This is a genomic window from Pseudoalteromonas sp. NZS100_1 (assembly GCF_015864285.1).
GTDB lineage: Bacteria > Pseudomonadota > Gammaproteobacteria > Enterobacterales > Alteromonadaceae > Pseudoalteromonas > Pseudoalteromonas arctica.
Window position 1 is genome coordinate 41617 of sequence record NZ_JADYXN010000030.1, and the last position, 14183, is coordinate 55799.

General features: G+C 40.1%; 14 protein-coding genes. 13 read left to right on the plus strand and 1 reads right to left on the minus strand.

The window, feature by feature from the left end; all coding sequences use genetic code 11:
• The first annotated feature begins 19 nt into the window (after positions 1-19).
• The 11 genes from I6F66_RS17050 (at position 20) to glmU (ending at position 9682) form a co-directional block, all read left to right on the plus strand.
• Positions 20-943 (plus strand): ParB/RepB/Spo0J family partition protein, encoded by a 924-nt coding sequence (locus tag I6F66_RS17050; protein WP_197181269.1) that lies wholly within the window; start codon positions 20-22, stop codon positions 941-943.
• A 142-nt stretch (positions 944-1085) separates the two neighbouring features.
• Positions 1086-1466, plus strand: a complete 381-nt coding sequence (locus tag I6F66_RS17055) for an ATP synthase subunit I (RefSeq protein ID WP_165729265.1) — start codon at positions 1086-1088, stop codon at positions 1464-1466.
• Between the two features lie 15 nt (positions 1467-1481).
• On the plus strand, positions 1482-2339 hold the full coding sequence (gene atpB / locus I6F66_RS17060; RefSeq protein WP_197209502.1) for a F0F1 ATP synthase subunit A: 858 nt from the start codon (positions 1482-1484) through the stop codon (positions 2337-2339).
• Between the two features lie 61 nt (positions 2340-2400).
• On the plus strand, positions 2401-2643 hold the full coding sequence (gene atpE / locus I6F66_RS17065; RefSeq protein ID WP_007585980.1) for a F0F1 ATP synthase subunit C: 243 nt from the start codon (positions 2401-2403) through the stop codon (positions 2641-2643).
• A 41-nt stretch (positions 2644-2684) separates the two neighbouring features.
• Positions 2685-3155, plus strand: coding sequence for a F0F1 ATP synthase subunit B (gene atpF, locus I6F66_RS17070; RefSeq protein WP_004335264.1), 471 nt, complete (start codon positions 2685-2687; stop codon positions 3153-3155).
• Between the two features lie 16 nt (positions 3156-3171).
• Entirely contained in the window at positions 3172-3705 is a 534-nt protein-coding gene (atpH, locus tag I6F66_RS17075) for a F0F1 ATP synthase subunit delta (protein ID WP_007585978.1), read from the plus strand.
• A gap of 14 nt (positions 3706-3719) precedes the next feature.
• Complete coding sequence (gene atpA / locus I6F66_RS17080; protein ID WP_007585976.1) at positions 3720-5261, plus strand: F0F1 ATP synthase subunit alpha; 1542 nt, start codon at positions 3720-3722, stop codon at positions 5259-5261.
• Positions 5262-5321: 60 nt separating this feature from the next.
• Positions 5322-6182, plus strand: a complete 861-nt coding sequence (gene atpG / locus I6F66_RS17085) for a F0F1 ATP synthase subunit gamma (protein WP_007585974.1) — start codon at positions 5322-5324, stop codon at positions 6180-6182.
• A gap of 33 nt (positions 6183-6215) precedes the next feature.
• Entirely contained in the window at positions 6216-7601 is a 1386-nt protein-coding gene (gene atpD, locus I6F66_RS17090; protein WP_007585971.1) for a F0F1 ATP synthase subunit beta, read from the plus strand.
• A gap of 13 nt (positions 7602-7614) precedes the next feature.
• Positions 7615-8037 (plus strand): F0F1 ATP synthase subunit epsilon, encoded by a 423-nt coding sequence (locus tag I6F66_RS17095; RefSeq protein WP_007377666.1) that lies wholly within the window; start codon positions 7615-7617, stop codon positions 8035-8037.
• Between the two features lie 286 nt (positions 8038-8323).
• Entirely contained in the window at positions 8324-9682 is a 1359-nt protein-coding gene (gene glmU / locus I6F66_RS17100) for a bifunctional UDP-N-acetylglucosamine diphosphorylase/glucosamine-1-phosphate N-acetyltransferase GlmU (RefSeq protein WP_197209503.1), read from the plus strand.
• 27 nt (positions 9683-9709) lie between these two features.
• On the opposite strand, the gene I6F66_RS17105 is transcribed toward glmU, so the two are convergent.
• Complete coding sequence (locus tag I6F66_RS17105; RefSeq protein ID WP_165740119.1) at positions 9710-10552, minus strand: LytTR family DNA-binding domain-containing protein; 843 nt, start codon at positions 10550-10552, stop codon at positions 9710-9712.
• Positions 10553-10696: 144 nt separating this feature from the next.
• On the opposite strand from I6F66_RS17105, the gene I6F66_RS17110 reads away from it, so the two are divergent.
• Complete coding sequence (locus I6F66_RS17110) at positions 10697-11926, plus strand: acyltransferase family protein (RefSeq protein ID WP_197209504.1); 1230 nt, start codon at positions 10697-10699, stop codon at positions 11924-11926.
• 83 nt (positions 11927-12009) lie between these two features.
• Complete coding sequence (locus tag I6F66_RS17115) at positions 12010-13803, plus strand: choice-of-anchor I family protein (protein ID WP_197209505.1); 1794 nt, start codon at positions 12010-12012, stop codon at positions 13801-13803.
• Positions 13804-14183: the final 380 nt, after the last annotated feature.

The following is a 14183-nucleotide window of genomic DNA, read 5'->3' on the forward strand; positions in this document are numbered from 1 at the left end:
TTTGAGGTAAAAAAATAACATGTCTGCTAAAAAACGAGGTTTAGGCCGAGGACTCGATGCACTTTTAAGTTCGTCAAAGCCTGCACCAAGCCCAAGCAAGGAACAAGACACATCAAACGTTTCTGAGGCTGTGCAAAATGCTGCGGCTAATAATAGTGAATTACAAAAACTCCCAATAGAGTTTTTACACTCGGGTAAATACCAACCTCGTAAAGACATGTCTGAAGAGGCGTTAGAAGAGCTTGCTAGTTCTATTCGCTCACAAGGTATTATTCAACCCATTGTTGTGCGCCCTATTGCACACAATAGCTTCGAAATTATTGCTGGTGAGCGTCGTTGGCGCGCTGCGCAAATAGCTAAGCTTGAAACAGTGCCTTGTATTATTAAAGATGTACCTGATGAAGCTGCCGTTGCGATTGCACTGATAGAAAATATTCAGCGTGAAGATTTAAATGCTATGGAAGAAGCGGTTGCACTTAATCGTTTACTTATAGAATTTGAACTAACACATCAGCAAGTAGCCGATGCCGTTGGTAAATCACGTACAACAGTAACTAATTTACTGCGTTTAAATAATTTAAATAACGATGTAAAAATTCTGTTAGAACATGGCGATATCGAAATGGGCCATGCTCGTTGTCTGTTAGCTCTTGAAGGTGAAGCGCAGTCAGATGCTGCTCGTTTAGCGGTTGCTAAAGCACTAACCGTTCGAGAAACTGAAAAGCTCGTACGTTCTATCTTAGAGCCTGTACCTGCTAAAGAAGTAACCGAAAAAGATCCTGATGTTAAGCAGTTAGAGCAACAACTCGCTGAAAACCTAGGTGCCAAAGTTGAGATTAACTACAATAAAAAAGGCAAAGGTAAGCTTGTTATTTCTTATACTAATTTAGATGAACTTGACGGCATTTTAAATCATATCAATCACGACAATACCCACCATTAATTTATTACATGTCTGAAAAGGGACATTTGTAGCTATTTCGTGTTACAAAGCGTCTACTCAAGTTGCAAAACTGGCAGGATTAAGTATAATTTCGCCAGTTTTCACACCCTAACAATTAGAACGCAATAAAGGTTAACTAAACGTGACTGACAAGTTAGCAAGTCCATATCGACTTGCCGTATTAAAGTTAATTTGCCTTCAGGGTGTTGTAGCATTAGTTGCTGCTGTAATTATTTTTTTTAGTTCGGGAGTCAATGCAGGGCTTTCATCACTTGTTGGTGGAGCTGTAGCAGTACTTCCGCACTTTGTATTTGCGCTTTATGCATTCAGATATATGGGTGCAAGCCGAGCAAATCAAGCGTATGCCTCGTTGAAACGCGGCAACGGATTAAAGTTTATGCTAACAATTGTATTGTTTGCGCTAGTACTGAAGCATTTTCCGGTAATTTTATTACCTTTTTTTAGTACTTATATACTGGCGCTATTTACTGGATTGTTCGCCCCCGTTTTTTTTAAACATTAACTTTTGGGATATAACATGGCAGCAGAAGAAGTTACTCTATCTGGCCATATCCAGCACCATTTGACCAATGCTAAGATGTGTTCGACCGATACAGGTCTCGCCTTCAACAAAGCATGTACGGATAGTGGTTTCTGGACATGGCATATAGATACCCTCGCATGGTCTATCGGATTAGGTCTATTATTTTTATGGATCTTCCGTAGTGCCGCTAAAAAATCAACACTAGGTGTACCTGGTAAGTTTCAGTGTTTTATTGAAATAATCGTAGAATTTGTTGGCGACAACGTACGCGATACTTTCCATGGTAAAAGCAAGCTTATTGCACCATTAGCCTTAACGATTTTCGTTTGGGTGTTCTTAATGAACTTAATGGATTTAATACCAGTTGATTTCATTCCAGCACTTGCAGGTTTCGTTGGTGAGACTGCATTTGGTATGGATTCACACGATGTGTACATGAAAATTGTACCAACGACTGACATTAATATGACTTCAGCGCTAGCGCTGGGTGTATTTATACTAATGGTTGGCTTTTCAATCAAAATAAAAGGTATTGGCGGGTTTATTAAAGAGTTAACGCTTCATCCGTTCAGCTCAAATAACATGTTTGTTCAAATTATTTTGATACCATTTAACTTATTACTTGAACTGATTGCACTCGTTTCTAAACCGTTTTCATTAGCACTACGTTTGTTTGGTAACTTATATGCTGGTGAGTTGATTTTCATCTTGATCGGCGCTATCGGTTTTATGCAACTACCGTTGCACTTTGTTTGGGCTGTATTCCATATTCTAGTTATTACATTACAAGCATTCTTATTCATGATGCTTACGATTGTATACCTAAGCATGGCAAGTTCAGATAATCACTAATTTTTAGATTTACAATTTTACTTTTACTTTTAACTTTACAATTGAAACTTTGGAGAAATAAATGGAAGCTTTAGAATTATTAACAGGCTTAAAATACATCGCAGTAGCTTTACTAATCGGTTTTGGTGCAATCGGCACAGCAATCGGTTTTGGTAACATGGGCGGTAAATTCCTTGAAGCATGTGCGCGTCAACCTGAGCTTGCACCTTCGCTACAAGTTAAAATGTTTATCCTTGCTGGTCTAATCGATGCTGTAGCAATGATTGGTGTTGGTATCGCTATGGTATTGTTGTTCGTACTTTAATTTTATTCTTTGAACAGCTTACTATTTAAGGAGGAGCGGTTGTGAATTTAAACGCCACTCTTATCGGTGAATTGATTGCGTTTACGGTGTTCGTATTATTTTGTATGAAATACGTATGGCCACCACTAAACGGTGCAATTGAAGCTCGCCAGAAAAAAATCGAAGATGGTTTAGCTGCCTCTGATAGAGCCGAAAAAGACTTAGAACTTGCGCAAAAGAAAGCTGCTGAACAGCTTAAAGATGCAAAAGCTCAAGCGGCTGATATCATTGATCAAGCTAAAAAGCGTGCAGTGCTAATTGTTGACGAAGAAACACTTCGTGGTCAGCAAGAGCGTGAAAGTATCATTGCTCAAGGGCACTCTGAAGTTGAGTCTGAACGTAATCGCATAACAGAAGAACTACGTAAGCAAGTAGCAACTCTGGCAGTGATTGGCGCAGAACGTATTTTAGAGCGTGAAATTAATCAAGCCGCACATAGTGACATCGTTGAAAAACTTGTCGCTGAGCTGTAATTAGGAGGGTATGAGCATGTCTAATTTGACTACTATCGCTCGCCCATACGCTAAAGCGGCTTTTGAACTTGCCGTTGAGAAAGGCACTCTAGAAAGCTGGAATGATATGTTGTTCTTTGCAGGCCATGTAGCCAGCAATGAGCAAGCCTCGTCTGTTTTAGCGAGTATGCCTACAGCTACTGCACAAGCTGAATTATTTATTCAACTTTGTGCTGAGCAGCTCAACGAACAAGGTCAGAACCTAGTTAAGGTGATGGCTGAAAATGGACGTTTGACAGCTCTACCTGAAGTTGCACAGTTATTTGCTGAATTTAAAGCAGAATACGATAAAGAAATCGAAGTAGATGTGATTTCTGCAACTCCTCTTGTTGCTGCGCAACAAGAGTCATTGGTAGCGGCACTTGAAAAACGTTTCGCACGCAAAGTTAAGCTGAATTGTAGTGAAGACGCGTCAGTGGTTGGTGGACTTATTATTAGGTCTGGCGACACTGTAATCGACGGTACTATTCGCGGTAAATTAAACCGCTTAGCTACAACACTACAATCGTAATTGGGAAAAAGAGCATGCAACTTAATTCCACTGAAATTTCAGATCTGATCAAACAACGTATTGAGAAGTTCGAAGTTGTAAGTGAAGCTCGTAACGAAGGTACTATTGTATCTGTTACTGACGGTATCATCCGCATCCACGGTCTTGCTGACTGTATGCAAGGTGAAATGATTGAGCTTCCTGGCAGCCGTTATGCTATCGCACTAAACCTTGAGCGCGACTCAATTGGTGCAGTAGTAATGGGTCCGTACGCTGACCTTACTGAAGGCGTAAAAGTATATACAACTGGTCGTATTTTAGAAGTTCCTGTTGGTCCTGGTTTACTTGGTCGTGTTGTAAACACACTAGGTGCTCCAATCGATGGTAAAGGCGCTCTAGATAACGACGGGTTTGAACCTGTAGAAAAAATTGCACCAGGTGTAATCGAGCGTAAATCTGTAGATGAGCCAGTTCAAACTGGTTATAAATCTATTGATGCGATGATTCCAGTTGGTCGTGGTCAACGTGAACTTATCATTGGGGATCGCCAAACAGGTAAAACTGCACTAGCAATCGATGCAATCATCAATCAAAAAGACACAGGCGTTAAGTGTGTGTACGTTGCGATTGGTCAAAAAGCATCTACTATTGCAAACGTAGTTCGTAAATTAGAAGAGCATGGTGCACTAGCAAATACTATCGTAGTTGTTGCATCTGCTTCTGAATCTGCGGCACTTCAGTACTTAGCACCGTTCGCGGGCTGTACTATGGGTGAATACTTCCGTGACCGTGGTGAAAACGCATTAATCGTATATGATGATTTGTCTAAGCAAGCAGTTGCTTACCGTCAAATTTCATTACTACTTAAGCGTCCACCAGGCCGTGAAGCATACCCAGGTGACGTATTCTACCTTCACTCTCGTCTTTTAGAACGTGCATCGCGTGTAAACGCAGATTACGTTGAAAAGTTCACTAATGGTGAAGTGAAAGGTAAAACTGGTTCATTGACGGCATTGCCAATCATTGAAACTCAAGGCGGCGACGTTTCTGCGTTCGTACCGACTAACGTTATCTCTATCACCGATGGTCAGATCTTCTTAGAAACTGACTTATTCAACTCAGGTATCCGTCCGGCAGTAAATGCTGGTATCTCGGTATCGCGTGTTGGTGGTGCTGCACAAACTAAAATCGTTAAGAAACTAGGTGGCGGTATTCGTCTAGCCCTAGCTCAGTACCGTGAATTAGCTGCGTTTTCGCAGTTCGCGTCTGACCTTGATGATGCAACTCGTGCTCAACTTGAGCATGGTGAGCGTGTAACAGAGCTAATGAAGCAGAAACAGTACGCGCCAATGTCTGTTGCTGATATGTCTTTGTCGTTATTTGCTGCTGAAAAAGGCTTCCTTCAAGACATCGAAATCGCGAAAATCGGTGACTTTGAAGCAGCTTTACTTTCGTATGCAAATAGCACATACGCAGAGCTTGTGGCTCAAATCAATGAAACTGGTAACTTGAATGCCGAGATCGAAGCGCAGCTTAAAGAACTTCTAACGAAGTTCAAGTCTACGCAAACTTGGTAATTTAGTTATTAATGGTGCGCTTTAGGAAACTAAAGCACACCTTGATTCGGAGAGAGAGTCATGGCCAGCGGAAAAGAGATTAAAAGCAAGATCGGGAGTATTAAAAATACTCAAAAGATCACTAGCGCAATGGAAATGGTTGCTGCGTCTAAAATGAAAAGGGCGCAAGAACGCGTTGCTTCAAGCCGTCCATACGCTGACAAATTACGTGAAGTAATTGGTCGTGTTGCTCAAGCAAATCTTGATTTTACTCACCCGTTCTTAAAAGATCGTGAAGTGAAACGAGTTGGTTATATTGTTATCTCTACAGACCGTGGTCTGTGTGGCGGTCTAAACTCAAACGAGTTTAAGAAAGTTGCACTTGATGTTAAAGCGTGGAAAGAAAAAGGTGTTGATGCTGAATTTGCTACTTTAGGTAGTAAAGCAGCTGGCTTCTTTCAACGTTTTGGTGGTCAACTACTCGCTAAAAAAGCGGGCCTAGGAGATAAACCTTCAGTACAAGACGTTATTGGTCCTGTAAAAGTTATGCTTGATGCATTTTCTGAAGGCAAAATAGACCGTTTATTCTTGGTATATAACAAATTCGTTAATACCATGAGGCAAGAGCCAATTATAGATCAGTTACTCCCTTTGCCAAAAGCTGAAGAAGAAGTATCTGCTCACACATGGGATTACTTATACGAGCCAAATCCAGAGGCTATTTTAGAGTCTTTGTTAGTACGCTTTATTGAGTCTCAAGCATACCAAGGTGTGGTAGAAAATGCTGCCTCTGAACAGGCTGCTCGTATGGTTGCAATGAAAGCTGCAACTGATAACGCAGGTGACCTTATGGACGAGCTACAGCTTGTTTATAACAAGGCTCGCCAAGCAGCAATCACACAAGAAATTAGTGAGATTTGTTCTGGCTCAGCAGCAGTTTAATGCTTCGGGTAAAGATTAACGAGAGGAATAGACATGAGTTTAGGTAAGGTCGTCCAAATTATCGGCGCCGTTGTGGATATTGAATTTCCACAAGATAGCGTGCCAGCGGTATACCACGCACTAAGAGTAACAGATGGCGATTTAGCTGGTTTGACTCTAGAAGTTCAACAGCAGCTAGGTGGCGGTGTAGTGCGTACTATCGCTATGGGTACTACTGATGGTTTACGTCGTAGTGCTTTAGTTATGAATACAGGTGAATCGATTCAAGTTCCAGTTGGTAAAGCAACACTTGGTCGTATCATGAACGTACTTGGTGAGCCAATCGATGAAGCGGGTCCAATCGGCGAAGAAGACCGTATGTCTATTCACCGTGCAGCACCTTCATACGAAGAGCAATCAAGTTCAGTTGAACTTTTAGAAACTGGTATCAAGGTTATCGACCTTGTATGTCCGTTTGCTAAAGGTGGTAAAGTTGGTTTATTCGGTGGTGCCGGTGTTGGTAAAACCGTAAACATGATGGAACTTATCCGTAACATCGCAATCGAGCACAGCGGCTACTCAGTATTCGCAGGTGTTGGTGAGCGTACACGTGAGGGTAACGATTTCTACCATGAGATGAACGATTCAAACGTACTTGATAAAGTATCGCTTGTATACGGTCAGATGAACGAGCCTCCAGGTAACCGTTTACGCGTAGCGTTAACAGGTCTTACTATGGCTGAAAAGTTCCGTGATGAAGGTCGCGATGTACTTTTCTTCGTAGATAACATCTACCGTTATACTCTTGCTGGTACAGAAGTATCTGCACTACTTGGTCGTATGCCATCAGCGGTAGGTTACCAGCCTACACTTGCTGAAGAAATGGGTGTGCTTCAAGAGCGTATCGCTTCTACTAAGACGGGTTCAATTACATCAATCCAAGCGGTATACGTACCTGCGGATGATTTAACGGATCCATCTCCAGCAACTACCTTTGCTCACTTAGACGCAACAGTAGTACTTTCACGTGATATCGCATCACTTGGTATTTACCCAGCGGTAGACCCACTTGATTCATCTTCACGTCAACTTGACCCACAAGTAATTGGTCAAGAGCACTACGATACAGCACGTGGCGTTCAAACAGTTCTTCAGCGTTATAAAGAACTTAAAGACATCATTGCAATCCTAGGTATGGACGAGCTTTCTGACGAAGATAAGCAACTTGTATCTCGTGCACGTAAAATCCAACGTTTCCTATCTCAGCCATTCTTCGTGGCAGAGGTGTTTACAGGCGCGTCTGGTAAATACGTATCACTAAAAGATACAATTTCTGGCTTTAAAGGCATCTTAAACGGTGAATTTGATGATATGCCAGAGCAAGCGTTCTACATGGTTGGCTCTATCGAAGAAGCTCAAGAAAAAGCCAAAGGCATGTAACTAGGAGGGTAGTATGACAGCTATGACTGTACATCTTGACGTAGTAAGCGCTGAGCAGAGTTTGTTCTCTGGTCTTGTTGAATCGATTCAAGTATCTGGTAGTGAAGGCGAGCTGGGTGTAAACCTAGGCCATGCTCCACTACTAACTGCCCTTAAACCTGGTATGGTACGTTTAGTTAAGCAATTTGGTCACGAAGATGTGATATATGTTGCTGGCGGTACATTAGAAGTTCAACCAAATCACATCACGATTCTTGCAGATACTGCGGTTCGTGGTGAAGATTTAGATGAAGATTCTGTACAAAAGGCTAAACGTGAAGCTGAAGAACATATGGCGAATTCGTCAGCTGTTGAGTTTGACTATCAGCAAGCGGCTACGCGACTGGCAGAAGCAGTTGCTCAGTTACGCGTAATTCAGCAATTACGTCACAAGTAAGCCTATCCGGTTTGTAAAAAGCCCACTAGTAAGTGGGCTTTTTTGTGCCTGTTACTTTTGTATTTACACTAAATACCTTAGTCCGATTATTATCTACACTTTTACACTTATATCCTGCCGGAATCCTCGCTACAATAACGTCATCCAATTAAGTGTGTTTTTTCAGTCAAGATTCAGTACTAATAAACTAACCTACTGAGTATTTGCACAAGAAGTGATTTACGTAATCTTCTGATCAAACATAAGACTTATTTAGCTAAAACAACGAAAAAAGGAAATTGTTTTAATGGCTCTAACAACTATTATTCTTGCTGCGGGTAAAGGTACTCGTATGCGCTCTGCTTTACCTAAAGTTTTGCACAAAGTTGCAGGTAAACCAATGGTGCAGCACGTTATTGATAATGCGATGGCATTAGGTGCAACGACTACAAACCTAGTTTACGGACACGGCGGCGAACTATTACAACAACAACTTGCCGATAACAATGTAAATTGGGTACTTCAAGCTGAACAACTTGGTACTGGCCACGCAGTAGCGCAAGCCAACTCTCATGTTAATGATGAAGACACGGTATTAATTTTATACGGTGATGTACCACTAACAAAGCAATCAACACTAGAGCGTTTATTAGCCGCAACACCTAAAAATGGTTTAACTGTATTAACGGTAAATTTAGTAAACCCAAATGGCTATGGTCGAATGCTTCGTGCCGGTGGTAAGTTAGTTGGTATTGTTGAGCAAAAAGATTCAAGCCCAGAACAGTTACTTATTAACGAAGTAAATACAGGCATTATGGCTGTTAACGGTAAGCTATTAAAAACATGGTTAGGTAACTTATCTAACAATAATGCACAAGGCGAGTACTACTTAACAGATATCGTTGCAATGGCTCACAGTGAAGGCGTAGAAATCACTTCAGCTCAGCCAGACCATGCAATGGAAGTTGAAGGCGCAAATAACCGCGTACAACTTGCAGGCTTAGAGCGCGCTTATCAAGCATGGCAAGCAGAAGAGTTAATGTTAAATGGTGCAACACTTGCTGATCCTGCGCGTATTGATGTGCGAGGAACAGTTACCACCGGTGAAGATGTACTTATCGACGTAAACGTTATTTTTGAAGGCACAGTCACGCTTGGTAACAACGTACAAATTGGCCCTAACTGTGTCCTTAAAAATTGTAGCATTGGCGATAACGTTATTATTAAAGCTAATACGCTGATTGAAGATGCGACAGTTGCAGATAAGTGTACGCTTGGTCCTTATGCTCGCCTTCGCCCAGGCGCTGTAATGGAAGAAGACTCACACATTGGTAACTTTGTTGAGATGAAAAAAACCCGACTAGGTAAAGGCTCTAAAGCCAACCACTTAAGTTATTTAGGTGATGCTGAAATTGGCGAAAAAGTGAATATTGGCGCTGGCACTATTACCTGTAACTACGATGGTGTTAACAAAGCAAAAACTATTATTGGCGATAATGCCTTTATTGGTTCTAATTCATCACTCGTTGCCCCAGTAAATATAGGCGCAACTGCAACAATTGGTGCAGGCTCTGTGATCACCAGTACCGTTGAAGATGACCAATTAGCAATTGCACGCTCTAAACAGCGTAATTTAACGGGTTGGAAACGCCCAGTTAAAAAATAACAATAGAGGCTACTTAGGTAGCCTTTTTTATTTTAGTTGAAGTTTAAATTGCTCTTTATAGCGTCTAGACAAGTTAAGTACTTTACCTGTTGTTAGTTTTATTTCACTGTCGCCACTGGGTAGTGGTGTAATGGACTCCACTTTATCGAGTTTTACGCCATGGCTGCGGTGAATTCTACAAAACCCCTGCACTTCAAGTTGTTTACTTAATGCTGTAAGCGTTGCCCTTAACGGATATATACGTGAGCCTATATGTAGGTTTACATAATTACCCGATGATTCAAGCCAATCAACATCCTCTATTTTTATAATGAATTCTTTTCCGAGCTTTTTAACTAATAGGCGGTTTATGGTCGATGTTGTTTGCTGCTCACTTTCTTCAATTGAAGAGGCTTCACCTAGTAACTGCTGCACCACATATTGATATACTTTGATAAGTACGATGAAAAACACAAAGCTTATAGCGTCTTTCTGGTATTCATAAATAAGCTCAAACCAGCTAAGTCCAAAGTTGTAAGACCCATCATTCAACAAATATATGAATTTACGAACCCCTACCATAATACCAACGTGTAACACGCTAAATATAATAGAGACACCAAAGTACATACCTAATGAGGCCGTAATATTTTGCCAATTAAAAGATAAGTGTCTTAAAAACCAAATTAAAATAGGGAATATAAGCAAAGTACTCAAGGCACTTGAATACTCCCAAACAAATGGCTCCCACATTAAAAAAGTTAAAGCCCCTTCTCTTTGGGCTTCCATTATTTGGGTTGTAGCGTTTACTGTATTATTAATTAATACGTAAGCACACAGTAATAATGATGCGTAAATGCTTTGAAAACGTTGAAAGTGCTGTAGGTTCATAAATGTATGCTTATTGCTGACGTGGCACGCTTATCCCTGTATACCACCTTTTATCACTATTGCTTGTAATATAAGCACTTATAGATAGTTTTAGCGAGATCTTTAGGTATGAATAACGCATAACATACATAAAGTAGTAAAAGCATGAGCACTCAAGTACAACAACCTTCATTAGTTAATTCGCGTAAATATTATCTTGATTGGCTTAGGGTAATCGCATTTGCGTCGCTAATTTTTTATCACATTGGCATGTTGTATAGCGAAAACTGGGGGTTTCATTTTAAGAGTAATTATACATCACAGTATGTTGAATATTTAATGTTGGTGTTTTCACCTTGGCGCATGTTGCTCATTTGGTTTATATCGGGCGTAGCACTGCGTTTTATGATTGATAAAGTAAGCAGCTTTAAATCTTGGTTACATTTCACCTTATACCGTTCTATTTTTTTACTATTACCCTTGCTGGTGGGACTATGGCTAATAGTGCCTTTACAGCTGTTTGCAGAAATGTCACAGCACGGTGTTATTGATATTAGCTATTGGCAATTTTATTTAGCTTTTATAGAGACAAACAATACGCTTTTTATTAATTATCAGTCTGGAGTGTGGCCGAATGTGGATGTAAATCACTTATGGTATTTGCGCTCGTTGTTGCAATTTATGCTGATCATTATCGTTTTAACTCTTTTTGCACGCTTGCCTTTTCTTACGCCTTTAAAAACATTTGTTAAAGGGGATATGTCATTTGGGCTTTTAATTACCTTGCTCACTATTGCCGTACTATTTACAAGCCATTACTTAACTGGCGATTCAATCAGAGAGACTAACGGCTTAATACTGCTACTCGCAGGATACATACTTGCCAAAAACACTTACTTTTGGAACTGCTTAAATAAAAACTTGGTATTACTAGCTTTGAGTTTTGCGGTTTTGTTTGTACTTATAATATTAAGTTATCAGAAGGTGTTTACTCTTCCTCATTTTATTTTAAGCGCTAGCTACAATATTCAACGTGTTGTAGGTGTATTTTTTGTACTCGCGTTCGCTCACCGATTTTTAAATTTTAATACTTACTATTTAAAACAGCTCAATGTATGGGTGTTTCCCTTTTATTTATTGCATCAAAGCATTTTGATTATTTTGTGTTTTTTACTACAGCCTTTAAGTTTAGGGCCTGTTGCTGAACCATTCATCATTATTACAGGGACTTGGTCTTTTTGCGGTGTTATTACATGGGGTATTACACGTATTGATGTACTTAGACCTTTGCTAGGGGTTGCAATTAAACGAGAGTATTCCCCGACTGTAAAAATTCTTGGTTATACGGCCGCTTTAATTTTAATAACTCCGCTAGCGTATAAGCTAATTACTTAGGCTGAGGGGCTGTATTAAAACTGCCATAATCTTGTCATGCCTGTGTGTTGATATTTAGCAAATACAATACTAAGGAAAATTACATGTTTAAAAAATCAATTATTGCGCTGTCACTTATATCTGTTCTTACTGGTTGCTCACTTGATGGTGACGATGGTCAAAACGGTTCTCAAGGATTACAGGGAGAGCAAGGCACAGATGGAACTAATGGGCTAAATGGTATAAATGCAAACTCAGCATTAAATATTAACCTTGTGGGTAGAGGTGTACTAAATGCACAAAGCCCAGAAGGAGCAGCTGAAATAGTTGCATATCAAGCATCTAAAAAATGGATTTACGCTATTAACAGTTCAGGCGATGACGCTGTTGTTAATATTTTACCCGCCGACACCTTTGATACTGCCGCACTCGTTAAAGATAACGAAGGGGTTATAAACGGCACAAATTTAACATCCGTTATTACGTTGCCTTTAAACGAGTTCACCCAAGGCGATGCAAACAGCATTGCTATTGATGAAAATAACAATCTACTTGCAGTGGCAATGGCTGCTGAAAGCACGGGTGATACAGGTCAAATTGCTTTTTACGATATAAGCGGCGACTCACCTGTATTTATTAAAAATGTTACAGTCGGATTTTTACCAGACATGGTGACGTTCACCCATGATGGCGCAAAAGCAGTGGTTGCTAACGAAGGTGAACCAAGTGATGACTACAGCGTAGATCCTGAAGGTTCTATTAGTATTATCGATATAACAAATAATGTAATAGCCGATACAGCAATAAATATTGATTTTAAAGCCTATAACAACAAACAAACCGAACTAGAAGCGCAAGGGGTAGTTTTTGCAAACCCAAATGGTCGTACTATTAACGGTAATCTAATAAATACCACCGTAGCTATGGATTTAGAGCCCGAGTACGTTAGCATTTCTAAAGATAACAAATATGCTTATGTATCTATTCAAGAAAACAATGCACTTGCAATAGTTAACCTACAAGACAACAGTCTTGAGCTAAAGGGCTTAGGCTTTAAAGATTGGTCAAGCTTACAACTTGATGCCTCAGATAAAGACGGCGGCGTGAATTTTAAATCATACCCAGGGCTCTATGGTATGTACCAGCCCGACACTATCTCAAGCTTTAGTTGGAAAGGCGCTAACTTTATAGTCACTGCCAACGAAGGTGACGCAAGAGAATACTTTTTTGATACAACGGATGAAGCAGACTGTATAGCAAAGGGCGGACTTGATTACGATAAAGACGATGGCTGCTTAGCTTATATAGATGAAAGCCGCGTTGAAGACTTAACGCTTGCTACTAATTTTGATTACTTAAATAATGACGATGATGATATTGGTCGCTTAAAAGTAACAACAATAAAAGGCGATACCAATAACGACGGACAATACGAATCGCTTTACGGCTATGGCGCACGTTCTTTTACTATTTGGGATAGCAATGGGCTGGTGGTTTTTGATTCAGGTGACGATATAGCACGTATAACAGCATCTGTGCATGGTGAATCATTTAACAATAATGAAGATGAAAACAAAGGTGACTCACGTTCAGATGATAAAGGCGCAGAGCCTGAAGCGCTGACTATTGGTAAAATTGACGATCGTACATTTGCTTTTGTTGGATTAGAACGTATGGGCGGTATTATGGTTTACGACATTACTAATCCATACAATGTGCAATTTGAAGACTACTTCTATAATAGAGGCTTAATTAAAGGAGCGAATATTACAGGCGATTTAGCACCTGAAGGAATGGTATTCGTTTCAGCAGAGCAAAGTGCAACAGGAAATCCACTCTTAATTGTTGGAAATGAAATATCAGGCTCTATTGCCGTATGGGAAATAGCATCTAAATAAATCTTTAATTTTAAATAAAGCTGTGTGTTGTTTGTTTAACATACAGCTTAGTTTAAACCTTACTAATACATCATCAATTGATACATAAATTATGAGTGTTTTTTAAACTAAAAGTATCCTGCAGCCCTTTATTTGTATAGCTTTCATACTAAATTCATTTAATTGTCAAAAAGCTGAAATAAAACATTGACCCCCGCTCGAATCTCCCTATAATGCGACCCCACTGAGACAGGAAACGCCAACGCATAGCGAGACACGAACTACTCAGAGAGTTAAGTAAAACTTCGGTTTTAAATCTTCCAAAAAGAAAGTTTAAAACTAAGTGTTGACTCGAAAAATAAAGGGTGTATTATTCGCATCCCTTGAGACGCTAAAGCGAC